The organism is Okeania sp. SIO2B3 (assembly GCF_010672525.1).
Lineage (GTDB): Bacteria > Cyanobacteriota > Cyanobacteriia > Cyanobacteriales > Microcoleaceae > Okeania.
Map to the genome: position 1 here is coordinate 16,451 of NZ_JAAHGH010000078.1, position 20,527 is coordinate 36,977.

General features: G+C 37.0%; 17 protein-coding genes and 2 pseudogenes. 5 read left to right on the forward strand and 14 right to left on the reverse strand.

Going from position 1 to position 20,527, the window contains the following annotated elements; genetic code table 11:
* Nucleotides 1-82 precede the first annotated feature (82 nt).
* The 11 genes and pseudogenes from F6K15_RS28940 to F6K15_RS28990 all read right to left on the reverse strand — a co-directional run bounded on the left by F6K15_RS28940 (nucleotide 83) and on the right by F6K15_RS28990 (nucleotide 9,920).
* The gene (locus F6K15_RS28940) at nucleotides 83-226 is read right to left on the reverse strand and encodes a hypothetical protein (RefSeq protein WP_293067821.1); all 144 of its coding nucleotides are present in this window, start codon (nucleotides 224-226) and stop codon (nucleotides 83-85) included.
* Between the two features lie 133 nt (nucleotides 227-359).
* On the reverse strand, nucleotides 360-695 hold the full coding sequence (locus F6K15_RS28945; RefSeq protein ID WP_293067823.1) for a CU044_2847 family protein: 336 nt from the start codon (nucleotides 693-695) through the stop codon (nucleotides 360-362).
* 616 nt (nucleotides 696-1,311) lie between these two features.
* Nucleotides 1,312-1,752, reverse strand: a complete 441-nt coding sequence (gene sufU / locus F6K15_RS28950; protein ID WP_293067825.1) for a Fe-S cluster assembly sulfur transfer protein SufU — start codon at nucleotides 1,750-1,752, stop codon at nucleotides 1,312-1,314.
* Nucleotides 1,753-2,202: 450 nt separating this feature from the next.
* Nucleotides 2,203-2,796: a nucleotidyltransferase family protein gene (locus F6K15_RS28955; RefSeq protein WP_293067828.1), complete on the reverse strand. Its 594-nt coding sequence runs from the start codon at nucleotides 2,794-2,796 to the stop codon at nucleotides 2,203-2,205.
* A complete protein-coding gene (locus F6K15_RS28960; protein WP_293067831.1) occupies nucleotides 2,789-3,883 on the reverse strand; it encodes an XdhC family protein in 1,095 nt (364 codons plus the stop codon). The genes F6K15_RS28955 and F6K15_RS28960 overlap by 8 nt, the downstream gene beginning before the upstream one ends.
* 242 nt (nucleotides 3,884-4,125) lie before the next feature.
* On the reverse strand, nucleotides 4,126-4,527 hold the full coding sequence (locus F6K15_RS28965; RefSeq protein ID WP_293067834.1) for a hypothetical protein: 402 nt from the start codon (nucleotides 4,525-4,527) through the stop codon (nucleotides 4,126-4,128).
* A gap of 639 nt (nucleotides 4,528-5,166) precedes the next feature.
* On the reverse strand, nucleotides 5,167-7,374 hold the full coding sequence (locus tag F6K15_RS28970; RefSeq protein WP_293067837.1) for a xanthine dehydrogenase family protein molybdopterin-binding subunit: 2,208 nt from the start codon (nucleotides 7,372-7,374) through the stop codon (nucleotides 5,167-5,169).
* A gap of 248 nt (nucleotides 7,375-7,622) precedes the next feature.
* Nucleotides 7,623-7,838: pseudogene (locus F6K15_RS28975) on the reverse strand (zinc ribbon domain-containing protein); the annotation flags it as partial.
* A 12-nt stretch (nucleotides 7,839-7,850) separates the two neighbouring features.
* Nucleotides 7,851-8,189, reverse strand: a complete 339-nt coding sequence (locus F6K15_RS28980) for a transposase (protein ID WP_293067840.1) — start codon at nucleotides 8,187-8,189, stop codon at nucleotides 7,851-7,853.
* A gap of 185 nt (nucleotides 8,190-8,374) precedes the next feature.
* On the reverse strand, nucleotides 8,375-9,439 hold the full coding sequence (locus F6K15_RS28985) for a xanthine dehydrogenase family protein subunit M (protein ID WP_293067843.1): 1,065 nt from the start codon (nucleotides 9,437-9,439) through the stop codon (nucleotides 8,375-8,377).
* The gene (locus tag F6K15_RS28990) at nucleotides 9,426-9,920 is read right to left on the reverse strand and encodes a (2Fe-2S)-binding protein (protein WP_293067845.1); all 495 of its coding nucleotides are present in this window, start codon (nucleotides 9,918-9,920) and stop codon (nucleotides 9,426-9,428) included. The genes F6K15_RS28985 and F6K15_RS28990 overlap by 14 nt, the downstream gene beginning before the upstream one ends.
* Nucleotides 9,921-10,533: 613 nt before the next feature.
* Between F6K15_RS28990 and F6K15_RS28995 the strand changes: the two genes are divergently transcribed.
* Nucleotides 10,534-11,409 (forward strand): type IV pilin-like G/H family protein, encoded by an 876-nt coding sequence (locus tag F6K15_RS28995; RefSeq protein WP_293067848.1) that lies wholly within the window; start codon nucleotides 10,534-10,536, stop codon nucleotides 11,407-11,409.
* A gap of 471 nt (nucleotides 11,410-11,880) precedes the next feature.
* Here the strand turns inward: F6K15_RS28995 and dacB are convergent, their stop codons facing one another.
* A complete protein-coding gene (gene dacB, locus F6K15_RS29000; protein WP_293067851.1) occupies nucleotides 11,881-13,320 on the reverse strand; it encodes a D-alanyl-D-alanine carboxypeptidase/D-alanyl-D-alanine-endopeptidase in 1,440 nt (479 codons plus the stop codon).
* Between the two features lie 563 nt (nucleotides 13,321-13,883).
* On the opposite strand from dacB, the gene F6K15_RS29005 reads away from it, so the two are divergent.
* The 4 genes from F6K15_RS29005 (at nucleotide 13,884) to F6K15_RS29020 (ending at nucleotide 19,186) form a co-directional block, all read left to right on the forward strand.
* On the forward strand, nucleotides 13,884-14,228 hold the full coding sequence (locus F6K15_RS29005; protein ID WP_293067854.1) for a Uma2 family endonuclease: 345 nt from the start codon (nucleotides 13,884-13,886) through the stop codon (nucleotides 14,226-14,228).
* A gap of 113 nt (nucleotides 14,229-14,341) precedes the next feature.
* A complete protein-coding gene (locus F6K15_RS29010) occupies nucleotides 14,342-14,632 on the forward strand; it encodes a Uma2 family endonuclease (RefSeq protein ID WP_293067857.1) in 291 nt (96 codons plus the stop codon).
* Between the two features lie 362 nt (nucleotides 14,633-14,994).
* Nucleotides 14,995-15,975 (forward strand): aldo/keto reductase, encoded by a 981-nt coding sequence (locus tag F6K15_RS29015; protein ID WP_293067860.1) that lies wholly within the window; start codon nucleotides 14,995-14,997, stop codon nucleotides 15,973-15,975.
* A 211-nt stretch (nucleotides 15,976-16,186) separates the two neighbouring features.
* Nucleotides 16,187-19,186 (forward strand): CHAT domain-containing protein, encoded by a 3,000-nt coding sequence (locus F6K15_RS29020; RefSeq protein ID WP_293067863.1) that lies wholly within the window; start codon nucleotides 16,187-16,189, stop codon nucleotides 19,184-19,186.
* 119 nt (nucleotides 19,187-19,305) lie between these two features.
* Here F6K15_RS29020 and F6K15_RS29025 read toward each other — a convergent pair whose 3' ends face one another.
* Nucleotides 19,306-19,929 carry a COP23 domain-containing protein gene (locus F6K15_RS29025; protein ID WP_293067866.1) on the reverse strand — a complete coding sequence of 208 codons (624 nt, stop codon included), beginning with the start codon at nucleotides 19,927-19,929 and terminating at the stop codon, nucleotides 19,306-19,308.
* A 254-nt stretch (nucleotides 19,930-20,183) separates the two neighbouring features.
* Nucleotides 20,184-20,527: pseudogene (locus F6K15_RS29030) on the reverse strand (photosystem II q(b) protein); the annotation flags it as partial.

The following is a 20,527-nucleotide window of genomic DNA, read 5'->3' on the forward strand; positions in this document are numbered from 1 at the left end:
TAATCAAATTAGACAGATTTATGGGGAAATATTTGCTATTAATCACTTTTCTAATGTGGCAATGATATTAACTTTCATCTTGTCATGGCGAAAGAGTATTATTTACTAATACATTCTCTTTTTCACCCACATTTTCAACAACATGGAAACAAGTTAGAAAATCAGTATGATTTTGCTCCCGATTAACAGGAAACCCAGTACCAATAACATTTGCTTTATTTGTCAATAGTACTGGTAATTAAAACAATAGATAATTCTAAGTTATTCATTCTCTGACTAGAGTAAAAATTGCAGATAAATAAATTCCTCAAGTAGTCAATATAGCTCTTTATTGATTTAATTATTCTTAGCTTTTTAATCTACTTTTCAAGGCAGATTTGGTATGATTTTTTCGGTTTCAGCACTAATTTAACTTTGAAATTTGTACTAACTTTTTCTTTTGTAATATATAAATTACCTCCCCCCTCAAAATTCAAACCCACTTCCACTTCAGCTTGTTCAATTTCCAAATCTTTGTTAATTTCTTGCCAAGCCTCAGTAATTGGACGACTAATGTTTATTAATATAGGTTTAACTTTAGCAAAACTAGATTTAACTTGTTTAAGAACATTAGTAGAAATTGGTTGAGCTTCGTTATCTGGAACTTCTGCTTCAACTAAAATCCCATCTTCTAGTTTAATTAATCTGGTGGCCATATATGTTTATTACTAGATTTAATTGCTATTCTATTGTAAGTATTCAGCCGTCAGCCATCAGCTATCAGCTATTGCTTTTAATTTAGGATAAAAGCTTTATTAATTGTCTTACTACAAAAATTGGTTCCCTTGCCTTTAAAGTCAGTTGTCAATTTAAACACTGTCCTTAAAGGAGAGAGTCTTGTTGCTGATAGCTAACAGCTAATAGTTGTTTGCGCAGCATTCCGTAGGAAATGCTTACATTGTATTCAAGCACATTTTAGTAATTTTCAGAATAATACCGATTTATACCAGTTTTATATGAGGTTGCATAGAATGATGAAATTCATTAAATCGATCTATATTTATCTACGCTTACCTATGGTCAATTATGCTTTAAATATTATTCTATGCAGCTTCATTTCAATTTGGGATTAAAAAAAATAATGTTATTAATAATAAGGGCAATGAAAAGAATCTACAGAAAATGTTCTTTTAACTAAAAAGATAAATTACGACCTAAAAAATTGGCTAAAAGCTATTCATTCTGACTCCTGACTCCTAATAAATAGCCTAGCTATTTGTAGCAAACAGTTGTAAAAAAAGCTGACCGCTGATTTCTGAACTGCTGAATGCTTTAATTTGGTGATTCTAATGCTGTTTTCAGGGTGTGCCAGCTTAGTAACACACATTTAATTCTGATGGGAAATTGAGCAACTCCTTGAAATATATTCAGTTTTGGTAAATTATCGGAAAGACTAATTTCTCCTTTGAGCATTTGACGAAATTGTGCTGTTATTTCTAATGCTTCTTCTCTAGTTTTTCCTAACAATATTTCTGCCATTAAATCTGCGGAAGCAATGGTTAAGGCACAACCTTTTCCTTGAAATTTTATATCTTCTATAATTTGCTTTGTTTGACTGAATTTTATTGTCAGTTCAATGCGATCGCCACATAAGGGGTTATCTCCTATTTGATAGCGGTCTATAGGGTTGGTTTTTCCTCTGTTTTGTGGATGTTTAGCCCGTTCAAGAATTGTTTGATGTTGGAGGTTACGAAGATGGTTTTGAGTATTCATAATTATCCGAATTTGAGTGAATAATTTGACAAATAATATAATATAAAATTCGGTAGTATCGGTATTGTAACGATAAGGAAGAAGGAAGAGGGAAGAAATAAGAATCCTTTAGGAAAAATAGAGTAATTAGGGCTTGCTGATTAAATCTAACAGCATTGACATATAAAGACAAGTGCCTTTTTGGGGCCTTTAAAAAGTGCGCCTGTTTCAGTCTAAAACGCTCAAAAAGTTAGTATTTTACGCTCATAGTTGGGCATAAAAATCAAGGGACAATTTTTACTCCTAACTCCTGTCTCTACTAAAAGACTTTTTCAGCAAATTCTAATTATATCAAATCCGCTCGAGTTTGGTATAAAAAAATGTTCCATCACAAGCGCCATTGCCAAATCTTTCTCGATATTCCCCTCCTGGGAGGGGTTAGGGGTGGGTTCCCTACTCTCCCCTACTCCCCTACTCCCTTGTTAGAGATTCATAATCAGTAAAAGTATCAATATCTATTTCTCCTCTAGGAAAATTAACTGTTGCAACTTGGCGTGAATATTTATTAATTATTTGTTTCGCACCTTTATCTGTTTTTAAGTTGAGCATTTCTGGAAAAAGGCTAGAACTAAATAAAGCCGGAACTCCTAAAACTCCAGCATACTCAGAAGCAACTATTAGATTTGATTTTAAATAATAGATATCAATCATTTTGTGGATTAAATTAGTAGATAAAAAAGGCTGGTCGCAAACCATTATTATTACTGCTTCTATAATTTCTTGAGTAGTTTGCAAAGTATTAATACCAGCTTTAATCGAAGTATTCATTCCTGCTTGCCAATCAGAATTTTCGACTATTTTTACTGGAAAATTACTAATTTCAGGAAGTATTAGATCGGCATAAGCACCAAGCACTACAATAATTGGCGAACAACTAGAATTAACAGCAATTTCAACAGTATTGAAAATCAAACTATTCCCTTTATAAATCAACAATTGTTTGGGTTGACCTAAACGGGTTGATGCACCAGCAGCTAAAATTATAATTCCTATAGATTTATTCATTATTTTGACTATGAATTGGTAAGTTACGATGACGTAAAAAACCTGCCGAACGGTTAGAAATTACTGCTTGAATTTCTGCAATAATAGCTAAAGCAATTTCTTGTGGATTATCAGCACCAATATCTAGACCAACTGGAGTATATAAACGTTTTTTGTATTGCTCGTCTATGGGAATTTCTGCTAATAATTTTTCGGTTCTTCTGCGGGGTCCTAGTATTCCTAAATAACGTAAAGGTAAAGGTAAAATATTTTTGAGAATTGTCAAATCATAGAGATAGTTATGAGTCATTACAACTACTACAGTTTTTTCATCTAAAATTACCGATTTTGGTAGTTTTTCATATTCAGAAATAACTATAGAATTTGCTGCTGGAAATCTAGCAGATGTGGCATAAGCAGGGCGACAGTCTAATACTGTGACATACCATCCTAATTGTTTGGCAAAAGATGTTACAGGTATGGCATCGTGACCAGCACCAAATATTACTAGAGGTAGGGGTGGATGAATGACCTCAATAAAGGCTTCTATATTATTAATAGATATTTGAAATGACTTACCAGAACTCTGAGCTGTTTTGGCACGATCTACTAATAGTTGAACTAGGGAATTATCAGTTATTTTAGTAGTAAAATTACCATCGGTCGATAACATCAAATGATATTGCTCCGCAGCTTGACTTCTAAACACAGTAACTAAAACTCCTGGTTGCCTATGCTGAAGACAGTCAGCAAAAAATGACATTAAGTCTATTCCCTTTTCACCGGATAGAGGTTCGATGAATATATCAACTATTCCCTGACAACCCATCCCCAAACCCCAGATAATATCTGCTTCTGAGGTTGTGTCATAGGTAACAAGGCGATACTTACCGGAACTCATTACCTCTTGTCCTTGTTCCAAAACATCACCTTCGAGACAACCACCACTGAGGGAACCGACCATTTCTCCTTTTGCAGTCATCAACATTCGTGCCCCAGCTCGGCGATATGTGGAACCCGCAACTTTGACAATAGTAGCGAGGGCGAAGGTTTCATTAGAGTGTTTGAGTTTGGTGTAAGTTGCAATAATATCTTGTAATTCTTTCATTAATAAAACATTTAGGGAACAGGGAACAGGGAGAAATTTATCATAGAAAACATTTTTATTATGGCTAATTAATAAGACTTGATATTATTTGATATTTTTGATAAATTCCAGCAGACTCCAAGTATATCAGTTGAGGGAAAAGTTAGGATAGATCAAAAGCTTAAAACTCAGACAAAGTAAGATTTTTTAAACTTCGGTTCTTCCTTCTTCCTTCTTCCTTCTGCCTTCTGTTATTGTTTTAATTAACTCTTACTTCTAACTCCTGACTCCTTCGATAATTGCAGGTACTTGACTTTAGCCCATGCGGCAATAATATTACCTAGCCATTTAGTTTTGTCATAAGATTGATAGGAAAGAAGATTATACTCTCGATTTGCTGTTTTGATTAATAAGCCCCATGATGCAAATCTATTTCCTTTGAAACCGCTAGTTTTAACTTGTTGTACATATTGAATTTTTGACCGTTTAATTTCTTGTCTTTCATTTGTTAAAACACCTATATTTTTGGTAAAAATTAAGCAATTAAATCTAAATTTAAAACTTAATTTGCCTAGAAAAAAATATAAAATTATATAGACTTGATTAAATATTTTAGCAGCAAAAAAATACAAAACTAAAGGGATGAAAAAAAATAGAAAAGTCAAAATACTAATCAAATAATCTTGAGTCAGGATAAATGAAGTTATTAGCAATGTAGCAATAAAAAAACAAAATAGTATCCATATGAAAAAGCAGATAACTGAGAATATAAGTAAGTATGTCATACCGTTTGGACGGTAAACTAATAGGAGGTCGCTTTTAGGCAAATAAAATATTCTGAACCCTTTCGGAGGTGGAATAATTGGTAACATGAAAACACCAAAGATAACAAAGGAAGTAAGTTCAACAATTAATTATTAATTATTAATAATTACCTCTTCTTTTAAAGGAGAGGATTGACGCTTAAGGAAAATTTTTCTTTTCCTTAAAAGGGGAGGCTTTAAACCACAATTTTTCGGTAAAAGTAAAAGCAGTTGATGATTTGTGTATCATAATTTATTTACTTTCAGTTTTTCAAGTGAAAATTATAGTAGGTAACAGAGAACAGTGAGAAAAACATTTCCCTGTCTGGTAGTTCTGCATAGTAATGTTATACAAGGAACAAGGGATGCTTGGCACGGGAGCAAGATGCTCCCACTGCTGTACCTCGTGAAAAAATAATGCAATGCACCACCACTTCTTCCTTCTTTTTCCCTCCTGACTCCTGAGGACTGACTCCTGACTCCTCCCTCCTCCCTTTAACCTTATTCTAATAACTTATCTGGAGTAATAGGCAAATCTCGAATACGCTTACCTGTGGCATGATAAACAGCATTAGCGATCGCTGCTGCAACTCCCACTATAGAAAGTTCCCCAATACCCTTAGTACCCAAAGCATTCACATAAGGATCTTCCTCCTCTACAAACTGCACCTGAATATCAGGCACATCTAGCTGCACGGGTATCAAATAATCAGAAAGATTATGATTGAGAATACGTCCGTAGTGAGGAGACATTACCGTATGTTCCATCAACGCCATACCAATACCCCAAGTAATACCGCCTATCATTTGACTACGAGCAGTCTTAGCATTGAGAATACGTCCAGCACCGTAGACACCAACACACCGCTTCACCCGCACTTCTCCCAAAAGTCGGTCTACTTGCACTTCCACAAAAACTGCCCCAAAAGAATGTTTAGCATATTCTTGTTGTTTCTGTTTCGGTGCGTTATCACCAACCGCTTCAATATTTTCCCCACCATGACGAGTCAGAATTTCCTGATAACTTTCTCCCACGGTAGGATTATTTTGCAACAATAATTTCCCGGAATCAAAAATTATCTCCTCTGGTTTTGCTTGATACAGTGGAGAGTTTGAGTCAGAAATTGCTATCTCTAATATTTTATTCCGAGCATTCATTGCTGCTGCTTGTACTGCCGAACCCACACTACTTGCTGTAGTCGAATTTCCTGTTAGTGGAGCATTAGGTAAATTTGTGTCACCGAGTTTAAATTCCACCTGTTCTAGAGATACCCCTAAAACCTCTGCTGCCACTTGAGTCATCACAGTGTAAGTTCCGGTACCTAAGTCGTGGGTTGCACTTTCGACTAAAATTTTCCCACTATTATATATAGTTACCTTAGCAGTGGCAGGCCAAGTATTTGCTGGAAAAGTCGCGCTTGCCATTCCCCAACCAATGAGACGATCGCCGTTACTCATAGAACCGGGTTTAGGGTTGCGGTGTTTCCAACCAAATATTTCTGCTCCTTGCTGATAACATTCTTTCAGAGATTTACTGGACCATGGATGCCCAGTAGCAGGGTCTACATCTGCATGGTTGCGCACCCGGAGTTCGATGGGGTCTAATTCTAAAGCGTAACTAAGTTCATCCATTGCTGACTCTAAGGCAAACATTCCTGCTGCTTCCCCCGGTGCCCGCATAAAAGTGGGAGTACCAGCATTGATAGAACCAAGATTGTAGTTGGTGTCCAGGTTAGGGCAGGCATATATCATATTTGTTGCCATTGTCACAGCTTCGGTAAATTCCTCAAAGGATGAGGTGATGTTTTCGCCAATATGTTTGATGAGTGTAAGTTTCCCATCTTTAGTTGCACCAAGGGTCAGATGTTGGCGAGTCGGGGGGCGGTATCCCACAGAAGTATACATCTGGGCGCGGGTGAGTGCTAGTTTAACGGGATGCTGAACATAACGCGCTGCCAGTGCAGTTAGGATAGTGTGAGGCCAAATAAGTGCTTTACAACCGAATCCACCACCGAGATATTGACAAATAACTCGGATGTTTTCTGGAGGTATCTCGAATACTTTGGCGATCGTTTCTTGTGTTAAAGAAACTGCTTGAGTTGTATCGTAGAGGGTGAGGTGGTCATCTTCCCAAATTGCTAGAGTTCCTGAAGTTTCTATGGGGTTATGATTTTCTATGGGGGTGCTGTAGGTTTGTTCGACTAATACCTCTGCTTGGGAACGCCCAGAGTTAATGTCGCCCCAGAAGGAATGAGCGGGTAGCATCCCCAGAAAAATTCTTTCTGGTTTATATCCCTGTTGGAGTGCTGTATCTATATCTATAATTGGTTGTTCAATTTTATATTCGACTTTAACCAAGGTAGCTGCATATTGAGCTTGCTCTAAAGTTTTTGCCACTACTATCCCAATGTGCTGTCCTTGATAATAGATACTCTCGTCCTGGAGAATGGGAAGACTTTGCCCACCAGGAAAAAAAGTAATTTGATTAAATTTGGGAACGTTGCGGTAGGTAATGACTGCCAATACTCCGGGGGCGGTTTCTGCTGCAGTAGTTTCGAGCTTGGTAATTTTGCCTTTAGCAATGGTGCTTTCTATTAATACGCCGTAAGTCAAATTTTCAACTGGCATATCAGCGGTATAACGTGCGCCACCTGTAACTTTAAGTTTTCCGTCTACACGGTTGATGGGTTTTCCGATAACTTTATTCATGTTTCGTGTTTACTTAAATAGTTCGTAATAGTTAGTTTTTTTTGGCGTTTCGCGAAGCAAAAGCATTAACCTTTGCGGTAGCATTCCGACAGGAGGCGTTGTGCGCCAGTTCAACAAAAAACTTTCTCCTTCTACTGGGGGTTCCTTATTGTTTCTTCCGTTCTTAGAAACCTATGATTATCTATATAAATCTATGATTTTCTATAAATAATCTGTTCTATTCTTGCTTCAATCTGGCAACGTCGGCGTTATCCAGTCCACAAGCTGTCACGGTCAAACTGACCGCCATAGCTACATTTAAGTCTCATTCGCGCTAGCGTTGCGGAGCAATCACAGCTAAAATTGCAGTGTTCACAGTTGAATACACGCTCCGATAAAGACAGAGACTCTTTAACAGTTCCACACCTACTGCAAGTTTTAGAACTAGGAAACCATCTATCAACAATGATTAACTTAGAACCATATAACTCACACTTTTACTCTAACTGTCTTCTGAATTCATAAAAACCCATGTCGCCAACAGCCTGAGCTAGCTTGTGATTTGCCATCATTCCTGATACATTTAAGTCTTCTATTACTATCTGGCTGTGGTTTTTAGCCAAGTAAGTAGTTAGCTTGTGCAATGTATCCTTTCTGATATTAGCTATTTTCCTATGTAGTTTAGCTATCTTGAGTTGAGCCTTCTTCCAATTGCTAGAGAACTTAGTTTTATGTCGGTTCAGATATTGCAACCGAGAAAGTTTTGCTTCTAACTTTTTTAAAGACTTAGCACCAACAAAAACTTCACCAATGGATAAGGTCGCTATTTTAGCCAACAGTTACTAACCCTCCTGACTCCTGACTCCTGTTTCATTTACTGAAAATAGGTTCGTAATAGTTAGTTTTTTTTTGCGCTTCGCGAAGCAAAACCGTTAACGTTTGCGCCCTTTATGACCTTAACGCAGCTTCGACCCAGGAGATAGGAAAATTGTGCGCCAGTTCAACAAAAAACTTTCTCCTTCTACTCCTGTTTCTTATTCTTTCTTCCCTCCTGACTCCTGACTCCTGAGTTCCCCTCCTGGGAAGGGTTAGGGGTGGGCTGACTCCTAAGTAATACAGTTGACAGCGCACGAATAATGCTATGTTTAGCTAGTTCAATTTTGAACTGGTTATATTGTTGTGGTTTTGCTTGTGCCAAAGCTGCTTCTGCTGCAGTAGAAAAAGTTGCTTCATTTATCGGTTTCCCTTCTAATGCTGTTTCTGCTTCCTTGGAACGCCAAGGTTTTGTACCAACTCCTCCTAATGCTAGTCGCGCAGACTTGATAATATTTTGCTCAACTTCCAGAGCAAGAGCTACAGAAACTAGGGCAAATTCATAATTGGCGCGATCGCGTACTTTGAGATAGTGGGAATTACTAAACCAGGAAACAATAGGCACTTCCACGGCAATTATTAATTCTCCATGCTCTAAAACATTTTCTTGGTGGGGTGTATCTCCGGGTAAAAGATAAAAATCATTTATCGGCACTCGGCGTTGTCCAGTTTTACCCTGAATGCAAACCATCGCATCTAAAGCAACTAATGCTACTGCCAAGTCTGAAGGATGAGTGGCAATGCAATGTTCGCTCGTACCTAAAATAGCGTGCATTCTATTGTAACCTTCCACAGCAGGGCAACTCGTACCTGGAAGACGACGGTTGCAGGGAAAAACCGGGTCACGGAAATAACTACAGCGCACCCGTTGTAATAAATTTCCTCCTACTGTTGCCATATTCCGCAGTTGAGGAGAAGCACTTTCTAATATTGCTTCTGAAATGACAGGATAGGAATTTTTCACTGTGGAATAACGGGCAACATCGCTCAATTTTGCCAAAGCACCGATGCGGAGGTTGTTGTCAGCATCGACTTCCACTGATTCTAAAGGTAGAGGGTTGATATCTACAACTTGCTTTGGTGTTTGTACGCCATCTTTAATTAAACCTATCAAGTCTGTACCACCAGCAATAAAAGATATAGTCTCATCCTCAGATACTGTGGTTATGGCCGTATTTTCTTCATTAACTCTGGCATAACTAAATGGCTGCATTTTCTGTTTTCTCCACTACTTCACGAACTGCTGCAACGATATGATGATAAGCACCACAACGACAAAGGTTGCCGCTCATACCCTCCCGAATTTCTCGGTCTGACTTTGGTTGTGCTTCTGCTAGTAAACCTACTGCAGAAACTATTTGACCAGGAGTACAATAACCACATTGAAAAGCATCATGGTCAATGAAAGCTGTTTGCATTGGGTGGAGTTCTCCATTTTCTTCTGCTAAACCCTCAATAGTAATAATTGACTTTCCCATTTGCATTACTGCCAGGGTCATACAAGCATTAATTCGTTTTCCATCGATTAATACTGTGCAAGCTCCGCATTCTCCGCGGTCGCATCCTTTTTTCGTCCCTGTTAAACCTAGATATTCTCGCAGTGCATCTAATAAAGTCACGCGAGGTTCTATATTTAGATGATGTGGCACTCCATTAATTTTTAATGTTAGTGCTATTTTTTCTTCTCCTAACATTTTAATAACCTCTAAAACAAGATGATTACAATATTAATATATCGTATCAGAGCAGGGCAATTTTGGTCAATTTATCTGATGAGGAAACTGGACCTAGATATCAATATCAAATAGTGGTTTTGATATTTCATAGATATGCAAAATAGGCGTTGCTGATTCTGGGTATGATGCAAGCCCCCCTAGCCCCCCACCCATTGGGGGGAATAAAACTATCAAAGTCCCCCAATGCGCGGGGGATGCGCGGGGGGTTGACCAGAACCAAACAATCGCACATTCATACTTCAATTCAGCAACGTCGCAAAATATTCTCTAGATTGTTCATTTTAGCTAAAATAGGACTTATATCATTTCCGGTTATTAGACTTTGCTGGAAGGAAGGCAGCTATGCTGCTATGCTGAGGACAGAAGGGAATATTGGTTCAAAGGGAGAAGGTTTTTTGATCACGCTATTATCCGGACATGATATAAGTCCTATAAAAATTATCATTACCAAATAAGTTCTCAATTTGATTGCTTGATTGCTAAATTAGATCGATAAACTTATACAATATAATTTATAGCAGTAGAAAAAAGCGTAGCGCTATAGTAATCGAAAAAAATTAGGAGGCAAAAAATGTCAACAACAGAATATGGTGGTTTCTGGAATAGATTTGCAGCCGCTTTCATAGATGGAGTTATTTTATCTATCGGCGGCAGTCTTCTTGGTGGTTTATTAGGAGTTTTCTACGGACTTGCTGGTGGCACTAGCGAAGATGCCAGCGTCCTGGGTTTTTTCCTGAGTATTATTTGGAATTGGCTATACTATGCCATTATGGAAAGTTCTGCTAAACAAGCAACTCTAGGCAAAATGGCAATAGGGTTAGTTGTTACCGATCAAAATGATAACCGCCTCACCTTTGGTAGAGCAACTGCTAGATATTTTGCCAAGTGGCTTTCCTCTATACTTCTGATGATTGGTTATATCATGGCAGCATTTACGAAGAAAAAGCAAGCTCTCCATGACATGATAGCAGGTACTGTAGTTTATCAGAGGCAACCATCAAAAGCAGGTGGAATTATTGCTGGAATTGTAGTTGGTTTTATTGGGTTAATATTTGTGTTAAGTGTCATCGCTTTACCCTCGTTTCTAAATCAGGCAATTAAAGCCAAACAATCAGAGGCAAGAGTGTATATTAGTGCAATCAATAAAGGGCAACAAGCTTATTATGCACAAAACGGTGAATTTTCAGATAACATCTCTGATTTAGGATTAGGCATCAAGTCAGAAACTGTAAATTATTCATACGATATTAGCAGAATTAATTCTGGTCCTTATGTCATATCTACTGCTAATGCCAAAGATGAACAATTAAAAAGTTATTCTGGCATAGTCTACCTTAAAGATAGCCGTACACAAACAATGATTTGTGAAACTGACAAACCCTCGTCAACAGCACCGGATGATTTTGAATCTGTTGATAGATGTCCGTCTGGTTCTTCTAAGTTGTAATCGCTCTTAAATAAGGTTTGCGCTTCACTAGTCTTTTAGTAGGGGTAGGAGACAGGAGACAGGAGAAATGGGCCGGGAGCAAGGAGGTAGGAGTAAGAATTATCCCAAGATTGTTCTGCCCAACTATGCGCCTAAAATAAGGTACTTTTTAAAGGCCCCAAAAAGGCACTTGTCTTTATCTGTCAATGCTTTTAGATTTAATCAGCAACCCCTGAATATTTAAGTGAGTTTCAATGCTCAAAAGTCAGGTTTATCAGAAACATACAATAAATAATTGATGGGAAACAAATAAATCTGATATCATGTCCGTTGGTATCGGAGCGTGTATAAAGTTGGGGAAATATCTAGCGCCATTAATGGTTTTTCCTTCTCTTAAAGCTTCTTCCTTCTTCCAACTTCGGTCTTCCTTACCTTCACGCTTACAATACCGATGCTACCGGACATGATATGACTTCTATTTTTGCACTTCTTTTAACCACAACTATTTAACTGAGTTAATAACAAAACAATTTCATCAATAGCACTTCTCAAATGTTTAGTTTCTAAATCAGACTGATTGACAATAATACTAAATACTAAAGGCTCAAAATTAGCAGGCTGAATATATCCTGCTAAACCAGAAACTCCACTAATTGTTCCTGTTTTTGCTTGTACATTTCCCTCGGCAAAACTATTTCTAAAACGTCTACTCAATGTACCACTTACACCAGCCACAGGTAAAGAATTTCTATAAATATTTGCCCAAGGAGAATTAGCCATTATTCTGAGAGTTTGTACCAAAGCTTCCGGGCTAACTAAATTATGACGAGACAAACCAGAACCATCATTTAAAACAAAACTATTGGGAGTAACTCCTAATCTAGTTAAAATGACTTTTACCTCCTCCAAACTTTTTGCTAAAGTCTGATTATTAGATTTTTTCCTAGGAATTAATCTACTCCTAACTCCCATTTGTCGTAACAAAGATTCTGCATAAACATTATTACTTTTTCTATTAACTTCTTCTACTAATTCCGCTAATGTTGGAGACTCCACAAAAGCTAATTCAGTCAAATTGATATTAGAGGTAATTTGTGATTTTTTTACTACTTGAGAAACCTTAATTCCTGTTGTTGTTAAAACTCGGCTAAATTTATTTAAAAAATTATCCACAGGTTCCACAACCGCCACATAAACAGGTTCCGATGCTGAACCAATTCTTAGTTGCCCAGATATCCTAATTATTGGCTGAATAAAATCTCTTCCTACCTCAACAAATTCTTTTTCATTCTTCTCTACAGTCACCGAATTATTTTCAATCTGCCATTTTTGACCTTCAACAGAATTAACAAAAGTAACTTGTAAAGGTTGACCTAAACTTTGAGGCGACAAAATTAAATCTATAGAATTTTGATTCAGAATTAAACTATTAATTGGTGCGCCATAACCAGCCTGAACATCTTCCCATTCCCAATTAGGATTAACTCCTGTTCCTTCAAAATAACTATCATCCGCAATTAATTGATTAATATTTTCTATCCCCTGTTCCTTTAATTGTTGAGCCAAACTTTGCAGTTGAGTTTCTGTTAAACTAGGGTCGCCTCTACCCACAACATATATATTGCCATTCCCATCACCATAAACTGAAGTTCTAATTCTAAATTGAGGGCGAAGTTTTTGTAATACTGCTGCTGTTGTTAATAGTTTAGCCGTAGAAGCAGGAATGAAATAATATTCAGCATCCTGGTTATAAACTGTAGTTTTTTTCAATAAAGTTTCGACTAAAATTCCCCACCGAGAACGATTAAAAATTGGGCGATTAATTACAGTATCAATCCGATTACTTAATTCAGAGGGACAAATTGTTGTAGCAGTTTCCTGACTAAGTGCTATTAATGGATTGAGAAATACTAAAAGAAAAGTAATTTTCAAGAATTTAGAATTAAGAATTAATAATTTAGAATTACCTTTTCTTATAAATAAGAGGATTGGAGAGGCTTTATACCTGAATTTTTCGGTAATTTGTTTGAGAGAAAATTTAAACATTTGCTATTAATTAAAAATAGAGTGGCATATCAAATCCGCTTTTCTTTAGTTAAGACTTACCTATAAGCGCTATTGGTAGGGTGTGTTAGCGCACTTCGTAACTGAGCGAGTCACCTTATGTAGTGCCTTTGCGTAAGTACTGTTAGTATTATTTAGTATTTAGTAATAAGAATCAATATTGTAGGGGCAAACGGCCGTTTGCCCCTCCTGACGGTAAATTCTAGGCGTTGCTGATTCTGGGTATGATGCAAGCCCCCCTAACCCCCCAATTTTGGGGGGGAATAAAACTCTAAAATTCCCCCAAAAATTGGGGATGCGCGGGGGCTTGACGAGAACCGTAGCAAGCAGATTTGATATCATATAAAATGTAATTGGGCTAATTTGATAAAATATTGAATTACTCAATTCAATTATTACAAATAACTATCACAAAATAGCAGAATAAATTTATGAATATAGCAACCGAAAATAAAATATTAACTGACCAAGAATTTCAGGAATTATCAGAAGATGGCAGTCATTATGAATTAATTAATGGAGAAGTTGTTGATATGGGAAATTCGGGAATGGAACATGGTAATATTACTGCTTATCTATGTGGCGTAATAGAATTATATGCTCGTCCTAAAAAATTAGGTGTAACTTGCGATTCTAGTACAGCCTTTACTTTCAAATCGGGTAATAAACGTTCTCCAGATATTTCTTTTGTTTCCCAAGACCGTTTATTAGGATTAAAGCGATGTAAGCATTCAGCTATTAGCTGTCAGCTCTCAGCTTTTATAAGAGGATTTTAATATATAGATTTAAAGGCGGCTTTTGTAGTGAAATTTAATTCTTATTCAATTAGTAAAGCTTTTATCTAAAACTAAAAAGAAGCAATAGCTGATGGCTGAGAGCTGACGGCTTAATGCTTACAAAGCGATTACCTAAAGGTTATTTTCAAGGTGCTCCCGATTTAGCAGTAGAGGTAATTTATCCCAATAATACATTTGAGGAACTACATCAAAAAATTGTTGAATACTTTGAAAATAACTGTCGGTTAGTTTGGGTAATTAATCCTGATAAAAAATCAGTTTTAGTCTACCATAAACCACAACCAGATAAATTATTACAAGTTGCTGATAATTTAGATGGAGAAGATATTTTACCAGGCTTTATATTACCAGTAACAGACTTATTTATGGAGTTGAATTTCTAAAATAATTGTTAAATTTGGAATAAGCATTCAGCCGTCAGCTATTAGCCATCAGCTATTGCTTTTAGTTTACTATAAAAGCTTTATTAATTGTCTTACTATAAAAGTTGGCTTCCTTACCCTTAAAGTCTATATTAATTTACAGCGGTTTTCATTTCAGTAGACCACAGTAGGGACGTTGCATGCAACGTCCCTACTGGGTTTTGGTTATGGCGATGTGGTTCATCAATTTGAAAAGTGCTGTAAACACTGTCCTATATGAGAGAATCTTGTTGCACTCTAGCTGACTGCTAATAGCTGAATGCTTACAATTGGGAAAAGACAATTAGTATAATAGAATAAACAACAAAAACTTATAGATAACTATGACAAAAAAAACGACTCGACGTAACTTTATAATGACAAGCATTGCTGCTACAGGTAGTATAGTAGGTTGTGCTGCTGTCAATAAAAAATCTCAGACCAAAGTAGCATCTGCTAAAGAGCTACCCACCACATCCACAATGCCAGAACGAGTATTAGGTAAAACGGGTGTAAAAGTACCATTGTTAGGTTTAGGTGGAGCAGGAAAAACACCCCTAGATAAGAGTGGAAGCAAAAAAAAGTCAGTCGCAATAATTGAAACTGCTCTGTCTCTAGGAATTAGATATTTTGATACTGCTGCTAGTTATGGTGCAAGTGAAGAACATTTAGGGAAAGTGTTACCTGCTTATCGAAAAGATATATTTTTGGCAAGTAAGACAGGAAAACGCGACCGCGACGGAGCATGGCGGGAATTAGAGCGATCGCTAAAACGGTTAAATACAGATTATCTCGACTCGTGGCAGTTACACCATGTTTCATTTACAGAAACTTTGGATGAAATATTCAGTTCCCAAGGTGCTATCAAAGCAATGGAAGAAGCAAAAGAACAAGGTATAGTCAAATTTTCAGGAATTACAGGTCATCACGAACCTGATGTTATCGCTGAAGGACTACGTCGCTATCCATTTGACACTACTCTGGTTACTATTAATGCTGCTGACAAACATCATCCCCGACCATTTGCTCCTACTGTGTTACCTGTTGCGCAACAAAAAAATGTAGGTGTTATTGGAATGAAAATACCTGCTTACGGCAAGTTACTCCGACCAGGGGTATTGAATATGCAGGAAGCGATGGGATATGTATTGTCCTTAGAAGGTGTACATTGTTGTATCGTAGCGACAGAGTCTGTGGAAATGTTGCAGTCTAATGTTAGGGTCGCCCAAACATTTCAGCAGTTAACTCAACAGGACATGGGAGCGATCGAGCAAAAAACAGCCAGTGTTTGGCAAGAAAATACTTTCTTCCGTGCTTGGACTTGAGGGGTGAAGCTACCCTAATATAATGTCAGGACTTACGCAAATTAATCTTGAAAACACCATCTGTAGGTGCGCATTCGCTCTCCGCAAAGCTCCGCTAACGCCCTCACTGGATAAGCGTGTCCGTCCGTAAGTCCTGAATATCTTAGAAAGAATAGTTTTGTGGTACACGAATTAATTAAAAATAGCAAATACTATTGAATTAATAGAAATTATGAAATCATATTTATTAATTTCCCTGAAATTGCTTTTGCTTACTCTTGCTACCTTGAGTCAATCTTCTATTGCTCATTCTCGCGAACCTTATGGGAAAGGTCTGACTTACATTGAAAAGTTACCTGAACCTCAAGATGTTGTAAAAGAAGAATTAAAGAAGCAAGAGGCTACACTTAAGCAACTTGAATTAGCCGAAAAATCGGCAGGAAAACCATTACTAAGTTATGGTAGTTCTAGTGAAGTTACAAATAGTAAAAATTTTGACTATGTTGGTGAATGTGTGCCAGCAAATGGGAATGGTGAAGATGAATCTGTTTCTTGTAGAGAGAAACTTCTAGGGAAAATGTGTGAAACACAGCTAATGCTAGAAACAGCTAATAATAATACTACTAATTTTTGTCAGCAATATTTTGATTTAGCTACATCATATAGTCAAGACGACATTTGCGTTGTGTGGCCTTTCCATATTGAGCATTATCAGCATCTAGATAATAATTCTCTTAAAAAACTATTACTTGCTTGTCAACAAGCGCTACTAGAAAAAATTTCTCAACCTCCCCGTCGTTATTATTCTACAGCAGGATTCATGTTGCGAAATTTGAAGGAAATATATTTTGCACTCAAAGATTATTCTGGAGCCAAAGATTTTTTTACTGACATTATTAAGGTAGCCAAGAAAAAAGATAAACAAGCTAATCGTGAATCCTCTAAAGACATTTCTTGGAATACAAAGAATATAATTTATCCGGCATTAAATATTCTGGGAGATATATATTTTGCCACAGAAGATTGGGATAAAGCTATGAATCTGTACTTAGAAGCAAATTCAATTTATACTAAACATAATAACGATCATCAAACTGGCCGTGTCTATTCTTTCCTAGCTGGGGGATTAGCAACTTTACCTGGTGGTTCTTTATCTCCAGCTTCTATAGCCCGAACTTATAGTTTCGTTGGCAATCGTTCTAGACTTGCCTTGATTATGGCAATGAAAGGTCAAACTAATGATGCCAAAAAATTACTTGATGATAGTATCAAAGATTTAGAGAAAGTATCTAAGGAGCAAGTCGATAAGGCAGATGTAATTGCTCTTCAAGAAATTGGTACACCTCTCTATACTACTCAACAATTGCTGCTGACAAATGATAAAGAATATGGAAAAGCTTTAGAGTATGCCGATCGCTCCCGTTCACTTTCCTATATTTTTAGTCTTGAAGGTTTATCCAGAGATATTCCAGATGTTTTATCTTTTCAGGAAATGCAAGTTTTTGCCAAAGACCAAAAAGCAACACTCGTTCTTTACTCCATCCCAGATTTACCTATATATGACTACGATAAATTTCAAGCAAGAGAAAATAAAGTCTTAATTTGGGTAATCCAGCCAAATGGTAAGCTTAACTTTCGAGAAGTTGATGTTTCATCGGTCTTGAACCAATCTAACTCTAGCTCAGAATTTAATAATATCAAATCAACTAGATTTGTATACGGCGCTGTCAATTCAACTATATTTATATATGGCGCTATAGTATTAGTTAGTATAGGAGCTTTTACTATACTTTCCCCAAATCATAGAAGGATAGGAGTTGCTGCGTTAATTGGGATAAGTTCTGGTTTGGTGCTGACAAATACATTCAACTCATTGACAAAAATTGAATTAAAAGATCGGGAAACTACAGGACAAACTGTTGCTTTATCAAATCTCACAAAAGATACCCTTTTAGCAATAAAAAATCGCGACAGCAATCAAACTTCTCTATTAAAAAAATTATATCAAGTGCTGATTGAACCCATACAAAATACCTTACCTACTAATCCTGATGAACATATTGTCTTTATTCCCTATCGAGGTTTACATCGCGTTCCCTTTGCATCACTCATATCATCTGATAATAAGTATTTAATCGATCAGCATACTATACGAATAGCTCCCTCGATCCAAGCTCTAAAATTTATTACAGAAAGAGCTGCTAGTGCAAAAAGAGTAGGCAATGATTACTTAATTGTCGGTAATCCAAAGATGTCAGAAGTGTCCATTGGTTCTCTTGGAGTAATTAAAGTACCAGCTCAACTACCTTCTGCTGAGGTTGAAGCCAGAGAAATTGCTAAACTTTATGGTACAACCCCTCTTATTGGTAGAGATGCTTCTATTGAGAGAGTTCAAAGCAAGCTATTTAACTCGCGAATTTTACACTTTGCGACTCATGGTTTTCTTAATATTGGTGATAGTAGAGCTGGTCTTGTCATGACTTCTGGAGTATTAGATACTCGCGATCTTTATTCAAATCGATTTATGGCAGAGATGGCAGTTTTAAGTGCTTGCAATACCGGGTTAGGAACAGAAACTGTGGAAGGAAACTTGGGATTAACTCGTCCGTTTCTGATTGGAGGAGTACCTACGGTTGTTTCTTCTTTGTGGTCAGTACCTGATCGCTCTACAAGAGAACTAATGATTGACTTTTATCAGAACTTGAAAAATACCTCTGATCAAGCAAAAGCTCTACGTCAAGCTATGTTAAACGCAAAAGGGAAGCGTTCCGATCCAGTTGACTGGTCAGCATTTACCCTGACTGGTTTAGGAGAATCTCCGAAAGCTTCTGCATCTAGATCTGTTAAGCAAGTTGTTGGCTATTTGTCATGTGGTAGATCATACGCTCGCGGAGGTGGTGTGGGTGAAAATTCGCGAGACTTATTGTCTGCAACTCTCGAATCAACTCCCAATGGTTTCACTCTTGCATTGACTGAAGCTGATGGGTCAAAACATAAGCTCAATCTCGACGATCAAAATTTAGTTTTGCTTAGTGCTAGTTCTTTTAGTGAAGAGAGAAATATGTGGGGTCCATGGAACCTGGTTGCTAATTCAAATTCACCTTTTGAGATAAAATCTGATGGCTCTTTTGATACGATAGTGGTAGTTAGTACCCGCTCTGTTTGTAAATTTGTAGGCAAAGTTGAATTTATCGGTGATGCAGCAGATAAATTAGCACGAACTCAGAGATAATGGTTGAAACGAAGCATATTTTTAACTAATTTTTCACCTAAAAAAATATGCTTCACAGACGCATTGACTATCCTTTTATGAGGAGAGAAAACTTTACATCAAAAAGTTCTTTTAGTTCTTTAGAATCTTGACTCAGAAGGACTACCATTAGTAGTTGGAGCATTCTGCCAATATTCAAACACTCTTATATAAGAGCCACCATCACGCTCTACTGTAAGACCTCCAGAATGTCGAAAAGCAATAACTTCCTGTAAAACATCATCAACATTTTCTCCAGACTTTAACGTTATTAGTAAGTTTTGATCGTTACACTGAGAATCTTTAATTTCTTTACTAACACAGAGAGTCGGATAATTATTTAAACTCCCAGAAAAAATATAATCAATAATCCCATTATTATAATATATTTGTAACCTCCTAGAAACCTCTTGGCAACGAGTCTGTGGGTCCCATTTTGGCCCCCAAGAAGTATCCTTCCAAAAAAACATTGGAACATCTGCTTTAGAGGATGAACGTATTATTGTAGCTGGAACATTTTCTCCTTCTGGAGTTTTATATGAGCCGCAAAAAAAGGAAAGATTCGGACTTTGAATATTTTTCTCTGGTAGATTTTTCTCTGAGGAAGGTGAATTATTATCATCTGAACTATCCGAACTTAACATTGGGATAAAAGCAGCTAATATACTAGCTAATATACTTCCAGCAAAACCTATCAGAGCAACAATAATGTCTGTTTTTTTCATTATTAATAAATTTGGTATAGCAGTACATTTAAAAATAACCTCACAATCAATAGCTTAAAATCCTGATTATTTTGATATGATATAGCGCTACGCATTAAGGTTAGGACATTTCTCAACCCTAAAACCCTTTAACAGTTTACTATTCCCTATTCCCTAGCGCGTAACGCTATAGATAAAATTATATTGAAAACAAAAAACGCCCCCCAATAAAATTGGAGAGCGTTTAGATTAGCTAACTAAAGCTAACTTAGAAATTAACCATTGATAGAAGGAGCTTCTACAGCAGCTAAATCTAATGGGAAGTTGTGAGCATTACGCTCGTGCATTACTTCCATACCTAAGTTCGCACGGTTGATGATGTCTGCCCAGGTATTTACTACACGACCACTGGAGTCGATGATGGACTGGTTGAAGTTGAAACCATTCAAGTTGAAGGCCATTGTGGATACACCTAGAGCGGTGAACCAAATTCCTACTACTGGCCATGCTCCTAAGAAGAAGTGTAAGGAACGGCTGTTGTTGAATGACGCATATTGGAAGATTAAACGACCGAAGTAGCCGTGAGCTGCTACGATGTTGTATGTTTCTTCTTCTTGAC

Excerpts from the sequence above, each read along its gene's own strand:
- F6K15_RS28945 (WP_293067823.1), bottom strand. The coding sequence starts at position 695 with ATGGCCACCAGATTAATTAAACTAGAAGATGGGATTTTAGTTGAAGCA.
- sufU (WP_293067825.1), bottom strand. The coding sequence starts at position 1,752 with ATGAATACTCAAAACCATCTTCGTAACCTCCAACATCAAACAATTCTT.
- F6K15_RS28955 (WP_293067828.1), bottom strand. The coding sequence starts at position 2,796 with ATGAATAAATCTATAGGAATTATAATTTTAGCTGCTGGTGCATCAACC.
- F6K15_RS28960 (WP_293067831.1), bottom strand. The coding sequence starts at position 3,883 with ATGAAAGAATTACAAGATATTATTGCAACTTACACCAAACTCAAACAC.
- F6K15_RS28970 (WP_293067837.1), bottom strand. The coding sequence starts at position 7,374 with ATGAATAAAGTTATCGGAAAACCCATCAACCGTGTAGACGGAAAACTT.
- F6K15_RS28985 (WP_293067843.1), bottom strand. The coding sequence starts at position 9,439 with ATGCAGCCATTTAGTTATGCCAGAGTTAATGAAGAAAATACGGCCATA.
- F6K15_RS28990 (WP_293067845.1), bottom strand. The coding sequence starts at position 9,920 with ATGTTAGGAGAAGAAAAAATAGCACTAACATTAAAAATTAATGGAGTG.
- F6K15_RS28995 (WP_293067848.1), top strand. The coding sequence starts at position 10,534 with ATGTCAACAACAGAATATGGTGGTTTCTGGAATAGATTTGCAGCCGCT.
- F6K15_RS29005 (WP_293067854.1), top strand. The coding sequence starts at position 13,884 with ATGAATATAGCAACCGAAAATAAAATATTAACTGACCAAGAATTTCAG.
- F6K15_RS29010 (WP_293067857.1), top strand. The coding sequence starts at position 14,342 with ATGCTTACAAAGCGATTACCTAAAGGTTATTTTCAAGGTGCTCCCGAT.
- F6K15_RS29015 (WP_293067860.1), top strand. The coding sequence starts at position 14,995 with ATGACAAAAAAAACGACTCGACGTAACTTTATAATGACAAGCATTGCT.
- F6K15_RS29020 (WP_293067863.1), top strand. The coding sequence starts at position 16,187 with ATGAAATCATATTTATTAATTTCCCTGAAATTGCTTTTGCTTACTCTT.
- F6K15_RS29025 (WP_293067866.1), bottom strand. The coding sequence starts at position 19,929 with ATGAAAAAAACAGACATTATTGTTGCTCTGATAGGTTTTGCTGGAAGT.